Source organism: Pseudomonas sp. M1, from assembly GCF_022760135.1.
GTDB lineage: Bacteria > Pseudomonadota > Gammaproteobacteria > Pseudomonadales > Pseudomonadaceae > Pseudomonas > Pseudomonas citronellolis.
The window spans coordinates 1,593,039-1,610,675 of the sequence record NZ_CP094343.1 but is presented as its reverse complement, the minus strand read 5'-3'; the positions used below and the strand labels follow the sequence as shown (position 1 = coordinate 1,610,675).

At 66.0% G+C, this 17,637-nt stretch carries 14 protein-coding genes and 1 pseudogene; all 15 read right to left on the bottom strand.

Annotated elements, in window-relative coordinates:
- Nucleotides 1-175 precede the first annotated feature (175 nt).
- Nucleotides 176-1,423, bottom strand: a complete 1,248-nt coding sequence (locus tag PM1_RS07170; RefSeq protein ID WP_024128517.1) for a T6SS immunity protein Tli4 family protein — start codon at nucleotides 1,421-1,423, stop codon at nucleotides 176-178.
- A complete protein-coding gene (locus tag PM1_RS07165) occupies nucleotides 1,420-3,156 on the bottom strand; it encodes an esterase/lipase family protein (RefSeq protein WP_009616664.1) in 1,737 nt (578 codons plus the stop codon). The genes PM1_RS07170 and PM1_RS07165 overlap by 4 nt, the downstream gene beginning before the upstream one ends.
- A 39-nt stretch (nucleotides 3,157-3,195) precedes the next feature.
- Nucleotides 3,196-5,696 (bottom strand): annotated as a pseudogene (locus PM1_RS07160) (type VI secretion system Vgr family protein).
- Between the two features lie 145 nt (nucleotides 5,697-5,841).
- Nucleotides 5,842-6,453 (bottom strand): ribonuclease HII, encoded by a 612-nt coding sequence (gene rnhB / locus PM1_RS07155; protein WP_009616658.1) that lies wholly within the window; start codon nucleotides 6,451-6,453, stop codon nucleotides 5,842-5,844.
- Complete coding sequence (gene lpxB / locus PM1_RS07150) at nucleotides 6,453-7,595, bottom strand: lipid-A-disaccharide synthase (RefSeq protein WP_009616656.1); 1,143 nt, start codon at nucleotides 7,593-7,595, stop codon at nucleotides 6,453-6,455. Before lpxB ends, rnhB begins: the two co-directional genes overlap by 1 nt.
- A 2-nt stretch (nucleotides 7,596-7,597) precedes the next feature.
- On the bottom strand, nucleotides 7,598-8,374 hold the full coding sequence (lpxA, locus tag PM1_RS07145; protein WP_009616654.1) for an acyl-ACP--UDP-N-acetylglucosamine O-acyltransferase: 777 nt from the start codon (nucleotides 8,372-8,374) through the stop codon (nucleotides 7,598-7,600).
- The gene (gene fabZ, locus PM1_RS07140; protein WP_009616653.1) at nucleotides 8,371-8,811 is read right to left on the bottom strand and encodes a 3-hydroxyacyl-ACP dehydratase FabZ; all 441 of its coding nucleotides are present in this window, start codon (nucleotides 8,809-8,811) and stop codon (nucleotides 8,371-8,373) included. The genes lpxA and fabZ overlap by 4 nt, the downstream gene beginning before the upstream one ends.
- 48 nt (nucleotides 8,812-8,859) lie before the next feature.
- On the bottom strand, nucleotides 8,860-9,921 hold the full coding sequence (gene lpxD, locus PM1_RS07135; protein ID WP_009616652.1) for a UDP-3-O-(3-hydroxymyristoyl)glucosamine N-acyltransferase: 1,062 nt from the start codon (nucleotides 9,919-9,921) through the stop codon (nucleotides 8,860-8,862).
- Entirely contained in the window at nucleotides 9,921-10,424 is a 504-nt protein-coding gene (locus PM1_RS07130; RefSeq protein WP_009616651.1) for an OmpH family outer membrane protein, read from the bottom strand. The genes lpxD and PM1_RS07130 overlap by 1 nt, the downstream gene beginning before the upstream one ends.
- A 48-nt stretch (nucleotides 10,425-10,472) precedes the next feature.
- Nucleotides 10,473-12,863, bottom strand: coding sequence for an outer membrane protein assembly factor BamA (bamA, locus tag PM1_RS07125; protein ID WP_009616650.1), 2,391 nt, complete (start codon nucleotides 12,861-12,863; stop codon nucleotides 10,473-10,475).
- A gap of 72 nt (nucleotides 12,864-12,935) precedes the next feature.
- A complete protein-coding gene (gene rseP, locus PM1_RS07120; RefSeq protein WP_009616649.1) occupies nucleotides 12,936-14,288 on the bottom strand; it encodes an RIP metalloprotease RseP in 1,353 nt (450 codons plus the stop codon).
- Nucleotides 14,289-14,310: 22 nt separating this feature from the next.
- Nucleotides 14,311-15,501: a 1-deoxy-D-xylulose-5-phosphate reductoisomerase gene (ispC, locus tag PM1_RS07115; protein WP_009616643.1), complete on the bottom strand. Its 1,191-nt coding sequence runs from the start codon at nucleotides 15,499-15,501 to the stop codon at nucleotides 14,311-14,313.
- Entirely contained in the window at nucleotides 15,498-16,313 is an 816-nt protein-coding gene (locus PM1_RS07110; RefSeq protein ID WP_009616641.1) for a phosphatidate cytidylyltransferase, read from the bottom strand. Before PM1_RS07110 ends, ispC begins: the two co-directional genes overlap by 4 nt.
- Entirely contained in the window at nucleotides 16,307-17,062 is a 756-nt protein-coding gene (locus tag PM1_RS07105; protein WP_009616639.1) for an isoprenyl transferase, read from the bottom strand. The genes PM1_RS07110 and PM1_RS07105 overlap by 7 nt, the downstream gene beginning before the upstream one ends.
- 16 nt (nucleotides 17,063-17,078) lie before the next feature.
- Nucleotides 17,079-17,636, bottom strand: a complete 558-nt coding sequence (frr, locus tag PM1_RS07100) for a ribosome recycling factor (RefSeq protein WP_009616637.1) — start codon at nucleotides 17,634-17,636, stop codon at nucleotides 17,079-17,081.
- Nucleotide 17,637: the final 1 nt, after the last annotated feature.

Genomic DNA, 17,637 nt, shown 5'->3' with positions numbered 1-17,637 from the left:
CCGGCCCGCTCCGCAAAGCTACAGGCTTCAGATCGCCACTGCACTTCGCGATCTTGGACTTCGTTCATTGTGCCGCGAGCCAGAGCAGACCCGCAGAAGCCGACGATAGCAGCGTCTTCCGTCAGGAGGCATTGCCCGAGCGACGAAGGCGTAGCCGACAGGTTAATGACTTCCCTTACTCCGATGGCTTACCTGAAACACCTGGCCGGCTGGCGATGAAGTCGTCCAGCGCTCGCTGGTCCACTTCGGCCTGTTCACGGGAGATCGGCGGCGCCGGGTCGGGCTTGAGCGGCGGCGGCGTCAGTGCGCCGGGGCGGAAGCGCACGCTGGCCACCACGGCATCCCAGACCTCGAAGAACTCGGCTTCGGTGGGGCCATCTGGGGTGTCTTGCGCTTCCGGAAATGCCCCTAGTGATAAGGGCTTGGATGATGTACGGAATGTGCTGCCCATACTCACGGCTACGCTGGGTTGCGGCGAGGGTAGCCCTGCGCCGGGGAACGCCCACTCAGCGGCTACATTGGTTTTGAATGAAGCAGGATTTTCCTCTTGTGTGCCCCCCATGGCGTATTCCTGCCCATCCATGGCTCCTTCGGAACGTGCAGCCTGTCGATAGACCGTGTTACCGGCGACGACATTTGACTGCGCCAGTATTCGGGCGACAAACGCAGCCATTTCCCGCTCGGCCTCACGGTTACGTTCAAGGAGAGGTTGCATAGGGCTTCGAACAGCCGTGTGGCGGATAACCAGGCCAAGCATCCGGGGAAGAGAAAACCCCCAACTGACCTCCTCGCTTTCGCCAAGGTCGTAGTACCCCCTCACGAATCCACCGTTCAGGCATAGCCCTGGCGAAAAGGGAATCTCATCTGCCTTGCGCGCATATAGGCGGGGTAACAACGCGGCGATTTTTTCCTGGCCATTGAGCGCGGGGCCCAGTTTGAACAGGGTGCCATCAGCCCAGTAGTAGCCCTCAACTTGGTAAAACAGATCCTTGCTCCATACTCCCTGCAGGTTCGGACCATCTATATATTCAAACTCATAAAGAAACACTGCGGCATTGGCAGTTGGGTCATGTCGTTCAGATGGGCGGACATATCTTTTCCTATAGTTATCGAGTTTTATTGCTTCGACTTCCCTCCAGCGCTTTTCCACCCGCTCCTTGAACCGCTCTTGTCTTATATCCGTTTCGACGGCAAGTTTAATGCCGCCTATAGTTGCGCCACTCGCGTCAGGCTTCCAGGTACTGCCCTCGGGCAGGTCGATCAGCAGGCGGCCCACACAGTGGGTGCGCATGTTCTGGGTCAATGCGGTCATCTCATGGCTCCGGTCAGGATGGGCCAGACGCCACTGGCGCCAGCCGTAGGCGCAGGCACCGAGCAGCATGGCAGTGGCGATCAGGGACAGAAGTATGTGCTTGCGGGTCATGTCGGGGAGAGCTCCCTGGCCTGGGCGCCAATGCTCAAGACGCAGTAGAGCGTTAGACGCTGGACCCGGGCATCGGCGTAGGAACCCTGATGTTCGTAGCCGTGCATGCGCGCGGCGAATACCGCCCGTTTTTCCGCGTCCTCGGCCGAGTGCGCCGGTACGGTGCCGTCGCCGCCTTGATCCTGGCCTTGCAACTCGGCGATGTAGCTGTCGCCACGGGTATCGTGGACCACCCCGACGCCATGTTGATTGATCCACTGCTGCTCGCTCTGGTCATTGACCAGGCGAACCCGTCCCTCGTGGTTGTCATCGACCAGCCGCAGGTTGGCGGCGTGCTCTGAGCCGGCGAGCGTCGCGCGCGTTCCGCTTTGCCCCGGTAGCTGATAAGCGATGAAGCTGCCTTTCAAGTCCCAGGTGACGCAGCGGAAAGACGGGTAGTCCTCATCTGCGCCGTAATGCACATAGCTATGAGGATGGTAGTAGTCGCCCAGATCTGCATGGAAGCTCTTTGCACGATTCAGTTGTTTTCTATAGGCCATCCAAGCAGCAGTCAGGGATGGAGCAGCTACATTGCTGGGAGCCTCGGTATCGACCGGATCAATCCAGGCCGGATCCATCAAGCGCCACCATGCATCCGGCTCCAGGTAAATCTGCGTATAGGGATCGATGCCGTCCGGACTGGACCTGGGCAACTGCAGCAACTCCTTGCCGTTGCAGGTAACCCGCAGCCAACCCGAGCCATAGCGCTGGCTGGGCAGTAGTTCCAGTGGGCCGGCGGCATTGGCGAATACCGGCATGATCTTGCGCCCGGTGCCGCCCAGCCCGATGGCGCCCGCCAGGTCTTCCCAGCCGGCGCGCACCCGCCGGTAGGCCGTGGCCGCTCCCGTCGCCGGCTGCACGCCATGCACCACGCCTTGAATCAGTTGCGGATAACGCTTGGCGCACAGACGCGCCACCAGCCCGCCCATGGAATGGGTAACCAGGATCACCCCGTGCTGGCATTTGACGAAGGTATCGCGCTGGCAGCGTTCGAGAATGGCGCGGATGCGCTCGGCCAGGTAGTCGGCGGCATCGGCATTGGAGTTCAGCCAGTTGTAGCCCACCGCGTAGACCGGGTAACGGAATTCCGCCGCCTGGCGCAGGCGTTCCGGGTCCAGAGGGACATAGCCCTTGAGTTCGCCCCAGTCGGCGGGCTCACGGGGCATGGCCCCCTGGATGCCCGGGTAGGGCTGGCCCTGGGGCGTAAGGATGTAGCGCAGTTGTGCTTCGAGGAAGTTGAGGATAGCGCCATAGGAACCGAGCATCACCGAACCCCAGCCGCGTTGCAGGGCTTCCTCGACATACAGTGTGGAGCAGTGCTTGGCGACGGTTTCGCGATCGGCATCTTCGGGAGTGGAGAGCGCCCGGGTATCCGCAGGCGACAAGAGTCGTTTACGTTCGGCCGGAGTTAAACGGCTATAGCTTTTCCACCGAGTCATGCCTGCGACCCAACCAAGCGCATCATCGGGAAACCAAGCCCAACGATTATCCTCGCCCATGACCTGGGCATTCTCCCCCGTTGCCAGCAGCGGGCTGCCCATGATGCCCGGTACGAACACGATGGGAATTGCCTGGTCCGGCGGTACCTCTATCGACACGCGCTGGGTATTGGACGAGGGCGTCATGGTGACTCTGGCCCTTGTCCGACCATCCGGGCCGATTTCCACCGGCACGGGACGGGGGGTGTCGGTCATGACTGAAATTCCTCTCTGACAATCAATGGTCGCCCGACCTCAAGCCGGCCCCAGCACCTGGATTTCATAACCTTCGGTGCCAAGGCCACGCTGAAGATCAGCCCAGCCTTCGCTGTCGGTCACACCAGGAATGCGAGTGCCGTCGGTCCGCACAATTTCATAGCGATAATTCGGCAAGGAACGGCCATTGCGCATGAGTTGGATACGCTCATCGAACGGGGCTCGATCCCAGGTGTTGAAGGCCGCCGAGGCGCTGCTGGGCGCAAGAAACTGGTGGTCCTCCGCCTTGGCGGTGAAGTTGCCGGGCATGCCCAGTTCGATATTGCCGCCCTGCAGTTTCAGGTAGGCGCCGCCACACAACAGGGTCAGATGCTCCTTGGCCGAAATTTGGATGTGCTCATTGCTGGCGCTGATCTCCACGCTTTGGTCGGCCTCCAGACGAACGCTGTTGTGCTGCGCCTGCAGGAGCAACTGGCCCTGGTGAGCGATGTGGCGCATGTCGCCGCTCTGGGCGAAGGTGCCCAGACCATTGCCGGCGTTGAGCAGCATCTGTTCGCCGGCAGTCAGTTGCAGGTGTTGCTGGGCGGCGGCATCGAGGTGTTCTCCGGCGCCCAAGGCGATGCTGCGTGGGCTGGCCAGGGCGATGCCGGCCGGGGCGGAGAGGGCGATGACCGGTTCACTGCCATTGCCGCCGCCATCGGCCTGGTCGTTGGCGCCATGGCCCATGGCGCGCACGGCCTCGGTCAGGTTTTCTTGCGGCTTGGCCTGGTGGGCCAGGCCCTGGTGTTCACCGGCGTAGTCGCCCAGGGTGCTGGCCAGCTCCAGCGCCGCCTCCAGGGTGCTGACCAGTTGGGCGCGGTCAAGCAGGCCGCCGTTGGCGTTGGCTTGTGCCTCGGTGCTGAGCAGCATCCCCTGCGCCGCGCGCAAGGCGCCGTGCAGGTCGGTGCGCAGCTCGAAGCCTTCGCCGCGCGGCTGGCCGCCGTCGGGCCGCGGGTGGGTGAGGTAACCCAGGTGGAGATGGCTTTGGCCATGGTCGTTCATCAGCGCGGCGCTGATTTCGCCGGTGGTGTCGTCCAGGCGCAGTTCGCTGGCGCGCTGGCCCTTGTGTTCCTTGCTCTTGAGGGTGCTGAGCACCTGGTGCCTGGGCAGTTCGTAGGGCGGGCGGTTGCCCACCCGGTAGCTGCGGCCCGTGACCACGGGTTGGTCCGGGTCGCCATCGAAGAAGTCGACGATGACCTCCTGGCCGATGCGCGGCAGGGTGATTTGCCCCCAGCCGCTGCCGGCCCAGCCGTGCAGCGGACGAATCCAGCAGGAGCTGTGTTCGTTGTGCGCGCCTTCGCGGTCCCAGGGGAACTGCACGCGCACGCGCCGAATTCATCGACGTGGAACTCTTCGCCCTCGGGGCCGACGACGGTGGCCACCTGCGGGCCCGGGATGAGCGGGCGGGGCCGCGGCGCGGGCCGCCATTCGATGCGGTCGGGCACCAGTTGGGCGGTGTACTGGTAGTGGGTGCCGCTCTGCGCCCCGGCGCTCTCTTCGGCCTGGCTGGTGTGCTGGCGGCCCTCATGGCGGATGTGCACCGGGCGCCAGCCATGGTTCCAGTCCTGGCGGGGATGGCCGATGAGGTCGAAGGCCAGGCCGGGGACCAGGCGCGGGTCGTCGCCTTCGACCGTGGCGGTCTGCGCGTCACCCCGCAGGCCACGCAGGCGGTCGCGGGAGAAGGCTTCGCCACTTTCTCCCTGCTTGTAGCGGCCGGGATAGGCGTAGTGCTCGTAGTCCTGCTCGGCCGCGCGTGGACGTTCGGCTACGGCGCTGTGCTGCTGATCGTGCTGCGGGTATTTGAAGGTGTAGTCGCGCTGGGTCTGGCGGGTGGTGCGCACCTGCTCGGCGTAGGTGAAGGTGCGCAGGGCCGGTTCGGGCCGGTCGCCGCCGGGCGTGGGGTTGTAGGGTACCGGGCCGCCGGCGATGGCGCCCTGGATATAGAGGCGGTCGCCGTGAATCAGGGTGCAGCCGTCGGGGCGGTGCTCGAAGCGGTGGAAGAGACCTTCCTCGGCGGCCAGGCGCAGGAGGAAGTCCAGGTCGGTGTCGCCGGCCTGGACGCAGTACTCGCGGGTGAGGTGGTCTTCGGTGAGGTTCTGTTGGTAGGGGGCGATACCGTGCTCGGCGAGCAGCAGGTTCAGAATTTCCGGCACGGTTTTTTGCTGGAAGATGCGCCAGTCGGCGCACAGCTCGAGCCGTGCCAGGGGCGGTTCGACCAGGGCGCGGTAGCGGGTGCGGCGGAAGCCGGTGGTGCCTTGCTCGAAGCGGCTGACCTGGCCATGGACATGGCGTACCGGTTGCTCGCCGTGCCAGAGGATGAAGTGGGCGGGGGCGTCGAGGACCTTGGCGAAGTCGATGGCCGGGTCGCGGCTGGCCAGCTCCAGCGCCAGTTGGTAGCTCTCGCTGAGGCCCTCGTCGAGAGTGAACTCGATGACCTCGAATTCGGTTTCGCCCACGAAGAAAGTGAAGCGCAGGTCGGATTGGCTGGGCACGGCAGGCATCCTAGGCTCACGAGGAAGAGAGCCAATCTACCGTGGTTGCCACTGGTGAAATGCCAGGTATTTCCCTGGAGCTTGCAAGATGTTTCTTTAGGCCCCCATAAACATGCCCTAAACAGGCTCTCAGGCAACCGCTACTACGCAGCGCTCAGAGGATGCCGGACGGGCTTTCCAGCAGCGCGCGCACCGGGGCGAAGGAGCGCCGGTGGATGGGCGTCGGCCCCAGGCGCTTGAGGGCTTCCAGGTGCACCGGGGTCGGGTAGCCCTTATGCCCGCCGATGCCGTAGCCCGGGTAGAGGGCTTCCATTTCCTGCATCTCGCGGTCGCGGGAGACCTTGGCCAGGATGGAGGCGGCGGCGATGGCCGGCACCTTGGCATCGCCCTGCACCACCGGGGCCGCCGGCACCCTGAGTTTCGGGCAGCGGTTGCCGTCGATCAGCGCCAGTTTCGGGGTGACGCTCAGGCCCTCCACCGCGCGCTGCATGGCCAGCATGGTGGCGTGGAGGATGTTCAGCTGGTCGATCTCCTCGACCTCGGCGCGGGCGATGAACCAGGCCAGGGCCTTCTCGCGGATCTCGTCGAACAGCACCTCGCGGCGCGCCTCGCTGAGCTTCTTCGAGTCGTTCAGGCCGATGATCGGCCGCGCCGGGTCGAGGATCACCGCGGCGGTGACCACCGGGCCGCAGAGCGGGCCACGGCCCACCTCGTCGACCCCGGCCACCAGTTCCTCGACCAGGTCGAAATCCAGGCCCATCTGCATCAGCGTTTCTCCACCAGGGCGAGCACCGCCTCGGCGGCCTGCGCGGACGCATCCTGGCGCAGCGCGCGGTGGATGGCGTCGAAGGATTCGGTCTGCGCGCTGCCGTCGTCCAGCAGCGGCAACAGGTGTTGCGCCAGGGCCTCGGGGGTCGCCGCGTCCTGGATCAGCTCGGGGGCCAGCAGGCGCCCGGCGAGCAGGTTCGGCAGCGAGATGTAGGGGCTCTTCACCAGGCGCTTGAGGATGGCATAGGTCAGCGGCGCGACCTTGTAGGCCACGACCATCGGCCGCTTGTACAGCAGCGCTTCGAGGGTGGCGGTGCCGGAGGCGATCAGCACCGCGTCACAGGCGGCCAGGGCCTCGTGGGACTGGCCGTCGAGCAGTTGCAGCGGCAACTGGCGGCCCTGCAGCATCTGCTCCAGCTGTGCGCGCCGCTCGGGGCTGGCGCAGGGCAGCACGAAGCGCAGGCCCGGGCGCTGCTGCAGCAGGCGTTCGGCGGTATCCAGGAACAGCGCGCCGAGCTTGCCCACCTCGCCGCCGCGGCTGCCCGGCAGCAGCGCCACCACCTGGGCGCCGGCCGGCAGGCCGAGCTGCGCGCGCGCGGCGGCGCGGTCGGCTTCCAGGGGGATGGTGTTGGCCAGCGGATGGCCGACGAAGCGCACCGGCACGCCGTGCTCTTCGTAGAACTTCGCCTCGAAGGGGAACAGCGCCAGCATCAGGTCGCAGGCCTGCTTGATCTTCAGCACGCGCTTCTGCCGCCAGGCCCAGACCGAGGGGCTGACGTAGTGCACGGTGCGGATGCCGGCGCGGCGCAGTTGCAGCTCCAGCCCGAGGTTGAAGTCCGGCGCGTCGATGCCGATGAAGACGTCGGGGCGCGCGAGTATCAGGTTGCGGACCAGGTCCTTGCGCCGGCGCAGCAGCTCGCGCAGGCGGCCGAGGACCTCGACCAGGCCCATGACCGCCAGGCGCTCCATGGGGAATTCGGAAACCAGGCCCTGGGCCTGCATGCGCGCACCGCCCACGCCGATGAACTCGACCTCGGGGTGGCGTTCGCGCAGCGCCTGCATCAGGCCGGCGCCAAGGATGTCCCCCGAGGCCTCGCCCGCCACCAGGGCGACGCGCAGCTTGCCGGTGCCCGCAGCCATGGTCAGCGGGTGATGCCGCGGGTGGCGCTCTGGATGGAGTCGCAGAACACCGCGACTTCCGGGAACTGCGCGGCGGATTCGGCCAGCTCGGCGAGCGCCTCTTCCACTGTCAGGCCCTGGCGGTACACCACCTTGTAGGCCCGGCGCAGGGCGTGGATGGCCTCGGCGCTGAAGCCACGGCGGCGCATGCCCTCGAAGTTCATGCTGCGCGCCTCGGCGGGGTTGCCGAAGACGGTCACGTAGGCCGGTACGTCCTTGCCGATGGCGGTGCCCATGCCGGAGAAGCTGTGGGCGCCGATGCGGCAGAACTGGTGCACCAGGGTGTAGCCGGAGAGGATCGCCCAGTCGTCCACGTGCACGTGGCCGGCCAGGGCGGTGTTGTTGACCAGGATGCAGTGGTTGCCGATCACGCTGTCATGGCCGACGTGGACGTAGGCCATGAACAGGTTGTGGTCGCCGATGGTGGTTTCCGAGCGGTCCTGGATGGTGCCGCGGTGGATGGTCACACCCTCGCGGATCACGTTGTGGTCGCCGATCACCAGGCGAGTCGGCTCGCCCTTGTACTTCAGGTCGGGAGTGTCCTCGCCGACGCTGGAGAACTGGAAAATCCGGTTGTGTCTGCCGATCTTCGTGGGGCCCTTGAGCACCACGTGCGGACCGATCACCGTACCTTCGCCGATTTCCACATCCGGCCCGACGATGGACCAGGGGCCCACCTCTACGTCGTCGGCCAGCTTTGCCCGCGGATCGATGATGGCGCGAGGATCGATCAAACTCATAGTTTGCGTTCCGCACAGATGATTTCGGCCGAGCACACCGGCTTGTCATCGACGGTGGCGTGGCAGTCGAACTTCCAGATGCCGCGCTTCACGCTGATGAACTGGGCATGCAGGTTCAACTGGTCGCCCGGCAGCACCGGCTGGCGGAAGCGCAGCTTGTCGGAGCCGACGAAGTAGTACAGGGTGCCGTCGGCCGGCTTCACGTCGAGCATCTTGAAGCCGAGGATGCCGGCCGCCTGGGCCATGGCCTCGATGATCAGCACGCCGGGCATGATCGGGTGCTGCGGGAAGTGGCCATTGAAGAACGGCTCGTTGATGCTGACATTCTTGTAGGCGCGAATGCGCTTGCCTTCGATGTCCAGCTCTACCACCCGGTCCACCAGCAGGAAGGGGTAGCGATGAGGCAGGTATTCGCGAATCTCGTTGATGTCCATCATGTTCAGGGGAGCCTGTTCAGAAAAGGGAAACGCCAAAAAATGCGTGACTCACGCATCAGATGGAGTGTCTCCGCTCGGGGTCACGGCGGCCAGGCGCTTTTCCAGCTGTTGCAGACGACGGGCCATGTCGTCCAACTGGCGAATACGGGCAGCGCTCTTCTTCCATTCAGCGGCGGGCTGCATGGCCGTGCCGGATGAGTAGGCGCCCGGCTCGGTGATCGAGCGGGTGACCATGGTCATGCCGGTGACGAAGACGTTGTCGCAGATCTCGATGTGTCCGACCAGGCCGACGCCGCCGGCGAGCATGCAATGCCTGCCGATCTTGGCGCTGCCGGAAATCCCGCAGCAGCCGGCCATGGCGGTGTGATCGCCGATCTGCACGTTGTGCGCGATCATGATCTGGTTGTCCAGCTTGACGCCGTTGCCAACCAGGGTATCGGACAGCGCACCACGGTCGATGGTGGTGTTGGCGCCGATCTCGACGTCGTCGCCGATGGTGACGCCGCCGATCTGCGCGATCTTCTGCCAGGCGCCCTGCTGCTTGGCGAAGCCGAAGCCTTCGCCGCCGAGCACCGCGCCGGACTGGATGACCACGCGCTTGCCGATGCGCACGTCGTGGTAGAGGGTCACGCGCGGGGCCAGCCAACCGCCCTCGCCGATCACGCTGCGCGCGCCGACGAAGCAGTGGGCGCCGAGGGTGACGCCGGCGCCGATCTGCGCGCCGGCCTCGATCACCACGTAGGGGCCGATGCTGGCCGAGGGATCGACGCTGGCGCTGGCATCGACCACCGCGGTGGGATGGATGCCGGCAGGCGCCCTGGGCTTGGGATCGAACTGGTGCGACAGCCCGGCGTAGGCCAGGTAGGGGTCTGGCACCACCAGCGCGTTGCCGGTGAAGCCTTCGGCGTCGGCGGCGGTGAGCAGCACCGCGCCGGCCCGGCTGTCGGCCAGGAACTTGCGGTACTGCGGGTTGGCCAGGAAGCTCAGTTGCTCCGGGCCGGCATCCTGCAGGGTAGCCAGGCCGTGGATGACCACGGCCGGGTCGCCACGCAGCTCCGCCTGGAGCTGAGCGGCCAGTTCGGCGAGGGTATGGGACCGCGGGCTCATCATCAGCGCAGCTGGTTCATCCGCTCGATGACCTGGCGGGTGATGTCGTACTGGGGTTTGACGTCGACCACCGCGCCGCGCTCGACCACCAGGTCGTAGCCGCCCTTCTTGATGGTTTCCTCGACGGCCTGGTCCAGCTTCGGCTTGAGCTTCTTGAGCATTTCGCGGTCGGCGGAGGCCTTGGCTTCGTTCAGCTCCTTGGACTGGAACTGGAAGTCGCGGGCCTTCTGCTTGAAGTCGTCCTCGGCCTTGTCGCGCTCGGACTTGGACAGCTTGCTGCCGCCATTGACCAGCTTGTCCTGCAGGGCCTTGGCGTCGCTTTCCAGGGCGCGCAGCTTGCTCAGCTGCGGGCCGAATTTCTTCTCGGCATCGACGGCGTACTGCTTGGCCGCATCGGACTCGAGGAGCGCCATCTGGTAGTTGAGCACCGCGATCTTCATGTCGGCGAACGCGGGGCTCGCCATCAGGGCGGCGGTGATCAGGACGAACTGGGTCAACTTACGCACATTGCACTCCTGCACAAAGCTAGGTTGTCTATACAACAAGATGGCGAATCAGAAGGTCTGCCCCAGGGAGAACTGGAAGATCTGGGTTTCCGCGTTGTCCGGCTTCTTGATCGGGGTACCGAGGCTGAAGCTCAGCGGGCCGAGCGCGGTGATCCAGGTCAGGCCCACCCCCACGGACATGGCCATGTCGTTCAGCTTGATACCGTCGCAACCCTGGGTGGTGGACAGCGGGCAGTCCGAGTCGAACACGTTGCCCACGTCCCAGAACAGCACGGTACGCAGCTGGCTCTGGTCCTTGACGAAGGGCAGCGGGAACAGCAGTTCGGCGCCGCCGGTGATCATCACGTTACCACCGAAGGCCTGCGGGTCCTGGTCCGGGTCGGTGTAGCGGCCCTTGCCATCGGGCCCGGATACCACGGCGCCAGTGGCCGGGTCAACGACACGGCTCGGCGTACTGCGCGGGCCGAGGGAGCTGTCCTTGAAGCCGCGCACCGAGTTGAAGCCGCCGGCGTAGTAGTTCTCGTAGAACGGCAGGCGCTCGGTGGAGCCGTAGCCGTCGCCGTAGCCCAGCTCGGTGTGAAAGCGCATGGTGTAGGTGTCGGACAGCGGCGCGAAGATCTGGCCGCGGTAGTCCAGCTTGTAGAACGACAGGTCGCTGCCGGGGATGGTCGATTCCAGCACCAGGCTTTGCGAGTGGCCGCGGGTGGCCAGCACGCCCTTGTTCAGGGTGGACTCGGACCAGCCGATGGAGGCCTTGAAGTTGGTGAAGTTGTCGCCTTCCTTCTCGAGGAAGTCGAAGATCTCGTCGACGGTGTAGGCGCCGGTGTCGATGGTGTCGCGCTGCACGGTCAGGCCGTAGGTCAGGCGCGAGGTCTCGCTGATCGGGTAGCCGATGCTGACGCCGGCGCCGAGGCTGTTCACCGAGTAGTCGGAGACGTCGACGTCGAGCTTGTCGTAGTCGGTCTTGCGGTAGAAGGCGTTGTAGCCCAGGCTCACGCCGTCGACGGTCCAGTAGGGGTCGACGAAGCCGAAGTTGTAGCGGGTCTGGTAGTCGGACTTGGTCAGGCCGATGCTGACCTTGTTGCCGGTACCCAGGAAGTTGTTCTGGCTGATCGAGCCGCCGAGGATCAGGCCCGCATCCTGGGCGAAGCCGATGCTGGCGGTGATGGAGCCGGAGGGCTGCTCTTCCACGCTGTAGTTGACGTCCACCTGGTCGTCGGTGCCGGGCACCGCCGGGGTCTCGACGTTGACCGTCTTGAAGTAGCCCAGGCGCTCCAGGCGCTGCTTGGACTGGTCGATCAGGTAGGTGCTGGCCCAGCCGCCTTCCATCTGGCGCATCTCGCGGCGCAGCACCTGGTCTTCGGTCTTGGTGTTGCCGCGGAAGTTGATGCGGTTGACGTAGGCGCGCTTGCCCGGGTCGACCACGTAGGTGATGGACACGGTCTTGTCGTCGTCATGGGCCTCGGGCACGCCGTTGACGTTGGCGAAGGTGTAACCCTCGTTGCCCAGGCGGCGGGTGATCAGGTCGGAGGTGGAGGTCATCACCTTGCGCGAGAACACCTGGCCCGGCTCGACCAGCATCAGCTTCTTGATTTCCTCTTCCGGCACCTTGAGGTCGCCGGTCAGCTTCACGTCGCGGACCTTGTACTTCTCACCCTCGTTGATGTTGACGGTGATGTAGACGTGCTTCTTGTCCGGGGTGATGGACACCTGGGTGGAAGCGATGTCCATGTGGATGTAGCCGCGGTCCAGGTAGTAGGAGCGCAGGCGCTCCAGGTCGCCGGAGAGCTTCTCGCGGGAATACTTGTCGTCGTTCTTGAAGAAGGACAGCCAGTTGCTTTCCTTCAGCTCGAACAGGCCGGTCAGGTCCTCGTCGGAGAACACGGTGTTGCCGACCACGTTGACGTGGGCGATGGCTGCAACCGTGCCTTCGTTGACGGTGATCTTCAGCGCCACGCGGTTGCGCGGCTGCGGAGTGACCTGGGTCTCGATGTTGGCCGAGTAGCGGCCCTGGGCCACGTACTGGCGCTGCAGCTCGTTGCGCACGCCTTCGAGGGTGGCGCGCTGGAAGATTTCGCCTTCGGCCAGGCCGGATTGCTTGAGGCCCTTCATCAGGTCCTCGGTGCTGATGGCCTTGTTGCCTTCGATCTCGATGCTGGAGATGGACGGGCGCTCGACCACGTCGATGACCAGTACGTTGCCATCGCGGCCGAGGTGGATATCCTGGAAGAAGCCGGTCTTGAACAGCGAGCGGGTCGCCTCGACCAGACGGCGGTCATCGATCTGGTCACCGACGTTCAGCGGCAGGGCGGCGAACACGCTACCCGCGGATACGCGCTGCAGGCCGTTGACGCGGATGTCGGAAACTGTGAAGGACTCTGCGTGAACCTGGGCGATCATCAACGCGGAAAGAGCCGCGGGTAACAGAAAGCGTTTCATGGAGTCCTTTTTTTCCAACTGACAAATAAAGAATCTGCCGCGTGAGGCGGCAGATCCGAAACCCAATGGCAGCTACAGTCGACTCAGATCGTTGACCAGGGCCAGCAACATGACCCCAACGACCAGGCTGATGCCGATCTGCATCCCCCAAGCCTGGACCCGCTCTGACAATGGGCGGCCACGCACCCACTCGACCAGGTAGAACAACAGATGCCCGCCATCGAGGACGGGTATCGGCAACAGGTTGAGAACCCCCAAACTTATGCTCAGATAGGCGAGGAAATGCAGAAAATCCCCTACGCCGGACTGGGCCGAAGCGCCCGCCACTTTAGCAATGGTTATCGGCCCGCTCAAGTTTTTTACCGAGAGCTGGCCCAGCACCATTTTCTTTAGAGAATCCAGGGTTAGCAGACTCATCGACCAGGTTCGGGAGAGCGCTTCGTCCACTGCGGCGACCGGACCGAAGCTGACCTCGCGGAGCATTTCCGCCGGCCACTGGCCACCGGCCACACCGGCCCCCAGGTAACCGGCACGGGCCTTGCCCTCGCCTTTCGCCGCCAGTTTCAGGGTCAGCTCGCGCTCCTGGCCGTTGCGCAGCAGGGCGATGCTCACGGACTGCTCCGGACGGGCGCGTACCTTGTCGACCACCTGCTGCCAGTCGTCCACCGCCTGGCCGTCCACTCGCAGCAGCCGGTCGCCGATGGCCAGGCCCGCGGCCTTGCCGGGGCCCTGCGGGTCCAGTTCGGCGATCACCGGCGGCATGGCCGGGCGCCACGGCTGGATGCCCAGGCCGCCGATGGGATCGGGGTTGTCCGCGCTCTTCAGCCAGGCCTTGATCGGCAACTGGTGCAGGCTCTGCGCCGAGGAGCCCGGCTCGCGCACGCTGACGCTCAGCTCGCCGGTCTCGCCCAGGCGCCGCACCAGGCGCAGGTTGACCGCCGCCCAGCCGTCCACCGGCTCGCCATCCACCGCCAGCACTTCCTGGCCGGCGGCCAGGCCGCCCAGCGCCGCCGGGCTGTCGGGCACGATGGAGCCGATGACCGGGCGCACCTGCTGGGTGCCCAGCATGGCGAGGATCCAGAAGAACAGGATGGCCAGCAGGAAGTTGGCCACGGGGCCCGCCGCGACTATGGCGATGCGCTGGAATACCGTCTTGCGGTTGAAGGCCTGGTCGAGCTGGTCGAGGGGCACCTCGCCCTCGCGCTCGTCGAGCATCTTCACGTAGCCGCCCAGGGGAATGGCGGCCACCACGAATTCGGTGCCGTGGCGATCGTGCCAGCGCACCAGGGGCGTGCCGAAGCCCACCGAGAAGCGCAGCACCCTGACCCCACAGCGGCGCGCCACCCAGAAGTGACCGAACTCGTGGAATGTCACCAGGACGCCAAGGGCGATGATCAGCCCGACGACCATGTAAAGTGCGCTCATCTCTACCTCCAGGGCTCAGGGCCTAGCGACCACGCCCATGCAACCAGGCCTGCGCGGCCTCGCGCGCACGGCGGTCGGCCTCCAGCACCACGTCGAGGCTTTCGACCGGCGTGGCAGCCTCGCGGTTCAGCACCTCGTCGATGATAACCGCGATCTCGGTGAAACGGATGCGCCGTTCGAGGAATGCGGCCACCGCCACCTCGTTGGCGGCATTGAGCATCGCCGGCGCGCTGCCGCCCGCCTCGGCCGCCTGGCGCGCCAGGCGCAGGCAGGGGAAGCGCTGTTCGTCGGGGGCCTGGAAGTCCAGGCGGGCGATGCCGAACAGGTCCAGCGGCGACACCCCGGAGTCGATGCGCTCGGGCCAGGCCAGGGCGTGGGCGATGGGTGTGCGCATGTCGGGGTTGCCCAACTGGGCGAGCACCGAGCCATCCACGTAGTCGACCAGGGAATGGATCACGCTCTGCGGGTGGATCACCACCTCCACCTTCGACGGCGGGGCATCGAACAGCCAGCAGGCCTCGATCAGCTCCAGGCCCTTGTTCATCATGCTCGCCGAGTCGACGGAAATCTTCCGCCCCATGGACCAGTTGGGGTGGGCACAGGCCTGCTCCGGGGAAACTTCCGACAGTTGATCCAGCGGCGTCTCGCGGAACGGGCCGCCGGAGGCGGTCAGCAGGATGCGTCGCACGCCGACCTGGCCCAGGCCCCGGGCGTAGTCGCCAGGCATGCACTGGAAGATGGCATTGTGCTCGCTGTCGATCGGCAGCAGCACCGCGCCGTGGGCCTGCACTTCGTGCATGAACAGGGCGCCGGACATCACCAGCGCCTCCTTGTTGGCCAGCAGCACGCGCTTGCCGGCCTGCACCGCCGCCAGGGTCGGCTTGAGGCCGGCGGCACCGACGATGGCGGCCATGACCACGTCCACTTCGGGATGGCCGGCGACCTCGCACAACCCCGGCTCGCCCACCAGTACGCGAGTGGCCAGGCCTTCGGCCTGCAGGGCGCCCCGCAGATGGCGGGCCTGCTCGTCGCTGGCGACCACCGCGAAACGCGGCCGGTGGGCCAAACACAGGGCCTCCAGCTCGGCGAGACGGGAATGCCCGGTGATGGCGAAGACGCTGTAGCGCTGCGGATGCCGCGCGAGGACGTCCAGGGTGCTCAGGCCGATGGAGCCGGTGGCCCCCAGCACGCAGACCTGCTGCGGCGCGCTCATGGCGTGCCCCAGCCGGTGGCCCAGAGCAGCACGGTGAAGACCGGGATGGCCGCGGTCAGGCTGTCGATGCGGTCGAGGACGCCGCCGTGGCCCGGCAGCAGGTTGCTGCTGTCCTTCAGGCCCGACTCGCGCTTGAACATGCTCTCGGTCAGGTCGCCGACCACCGACAGCGCCACCACCACGGCCGCGCAGGGCAGCGCCATCAGCAGTTCGCGCACCGACCAGTCACGGTAGATGGCCACCGCGAAGGTGATCGCCAGGCTCAGCGCCAGGCCGCCGTAGAAGCCTTCCCAGCTCTTGCCGGGGCTGACCCGCGGCGCCAGCTTGCGCTTGCCGAAGGCCTTGCCGGAGAAATAGGCGCCGATGTCGGCGGCCCAGACCAGCACCATGACCGCGACGATCAGCCAGTTGGCCAGCGGCCACTGTTTGAGCACCACCAACCCCTGCCAGGCCGGCAGCAGGATCAGCAGGCCGATCAGCAGGCGGCGCCAGCGGCCGCCCCAGCTGGAGGCGCTGTCCGGGTAGGTGAGCACCATCACGGTAGCCAGCAGCCACCAGAGCACCGCCAGCAGCAGCACGGCCCCGGCCAGCTGCGGCAGCCAGTACAGCAGCAGCATCAGCAGCGCGACCCCGCCGGCATAGCCGACGCGGGCCGGCTGCTCGTTGTAGCCGGCCAGGCGCGCCCATTCCCAGGCGCCGAGGGTCACCACCAGGCCGATGAACAGCGCGAAGGCGAGGCCATCGAGGAGGAAGAAACCACCCAGCGCTATGGGCAGCAGCACCAGCGCCGTGATGATCCGTTGTTTCAGCATGACGGGGGGGCCTCGGCCTGCACCTGCTCGCTGGTCTTGCCGAAGCGACGCTGGCGGGTGGCATAGTCGGCCAGCGCTTCGCGCATCGCCGCGCTCTTGAAGTCCGGCCAGTAGAGATCGGAGAAGTACAGCTCGGCGTAGGCCAGCTGCCACAACAGGAAGTTGCTGATGCGGTGCTCGCCGCCGGTGCGGATGCACAGGTCCGGCAAGGGCTGGTCGCCGGTGGTCAGGCAACCCTGGATCAGCTCGGGGGTGATGTCGTCCGGCGCCAGGTGCCCGGCCTGCACTTCGCGGGCCAGGCGCTGGGCGGCCTGGGTGATGTCCCACTGGCCGCCGTAGTTGGCCGCCACCTGCAGCAGCAGCCCCTTGTTGCCGGCGGTGAGGTTCTCCGCCTCGCGCATTGCGGCCTGCAGCTCCGCGTGGAAGCGGCTGCGATCACCGATGATGCGCAGGCGGATGCCGTTCTCGTCGAGCTTGCGCACCTCGCGGCGCAGGGCCATGAGGAACAGCTCCATGAGCGCACCGACCTCGTCGACCGGGCGCTGCCAGTTCTCGCTGGAGAAGGCGAACAGCGTCAGGACCTCGACACCGGCCTCGGCGCAGGTCTTGACCACCGCACGCACCGCGCTGACGCCGGCCTTGTGCCCGGCAACGCCGGGCAGCAGGCGCTTCTTCGCCCAGCGGTTGTTGCCGTCCATGATGATGGCCACGTGACGTGGCACCGCGGCCACCTGCTTGGTCTTGTCCATGACTGCAACCTGGCCGTCAGACGGCCATCAGATCCGCTTCCTTGGCCTCGAGGGCCTTGTCGATCTCGGCGACGAACCTGTCGGTGAGCTTCTGCACCTCGTCCCCGGCGCGACGCTCTTCGTCCTCGCTGATTTCCTTTTCCTTCTGCAGGTCCTTGAGCTGGGCCAGGGCGTCGCGGCGGATGTTGCGCACGGAGACGCGGGCCTGCTCGGCCTCGGCGCGGGCCTGCTTGGTGAAGCCCTTGCGGGTTTCCTCGGTCAGGGCCGGCATGGGGACGCGGATGGTGGTGCCGGCGGTGGCCGGGTTCAGGCCCAGGTCGGAGGTCATGATGGCCTTCTCGACCGCCTGGATCATGCTCTTGTCGAACACGTTCAGGGCCAGGGTGCGGGAATCCTCGACAGTGACGTTGGCGACCTGGCGCAGCGGGGTGTCGGAGCCGTAGTAGGACACCATGACGCTGTCCAGGATGCTCGGGTGCGCACGGCCGGTGCGGATCTTGGCGAAGGCGTGGCCCAGGGCCTCCAGGGCCTTGCCCATGCGCTCCTGCGCTTCTTTCTTGATCTCGTTGATCATG

Coding starts and splice junctions, on each gene's coding strand:
- PM1_RS07170 (WP_024128517.1), bottom strand. CDS start 1,423: ATGACCCGCAAGCACATACTTCTGTCCCTGATCGCCACTGCCATGCTG.
- PM1_RS07165 (WP_009616664.1), bottom strand. CDS start 3,156: ATGACCGACACCCCCCGTCCCGTGCCGGTGGAAATCGGCCCGGATGGT.
- rnhB (WP_009616658.1), bottom strand. CDS start 6,453: ATGCAGATGGGCCTGGATTTCGACCTGGTCGAGGAACTGGTGGCCGGG.
- lpxB (WP_009616656.1), bottom strand. CDS start 7,595: ATGGCTGCGGGCACCGGCAAGCTGCGCGTCGCCCTGGTGGCGGGCGAG.
- lpxA (WP_009616654.1), bottom strand. CDS start 8,374: ATGAGTTTGATCGATCCTCGCGCCATCATCGATCCGCGGGCAAAGCTG.
- fabZ (WP_009616653.1), bottom strand. CDS start 8,811: ATGATGGACATCAACGAGATTCGCGAATACCTGCCTCATCGCTACCCC.
- lpxD (WP_009616652.1), bottom strand. CDS start 9,921: ATGATGAGCCCGCGGTCCCATACCCTCGCCGAACTGGCCGCTCAGCTC.
- bamA (WP_009616650.1), bottom strand. CDS start 12,863: ATGAAACGCTTTCTGTTACCCGCGGCTCTTTCCGCGTTGATGATCGCC.
- rseP (WP_009616649.1), bottom strand. CDS start 14,288: ATGAGCGCACTTTACATGGTCGTCGGGCTGATCATCGCCCTTGGCGTC.
- ispC (WP_009616643.1), bottom strand. CDS start 15,501: ATGAGCGCGCCGCAGCAGGTCTGCGTGCTGGGGGCCACCGGCTCCATC.
- PM1_RS07110 (WP_009616641.1), bottom strand. CDS start 16,313: ATGCTGAAACAACGGATCATCACGGCGCTGGTGCTGCTGCCCATAGCG.
- PM1_RS07105 (WP_009616639.1), bottom strand. CDS start 17,062: ATGGACAAGACCAAGCAGGTGGCCGCGGTGCCACGTCACGTGGCCATC.
- frr (WP_009616637.1), bottom strand. CDS start 17,636: ATGATCAACGAGATCAAGAAAGAAGCGCAGGAGCGCATGGGCAAGGCC.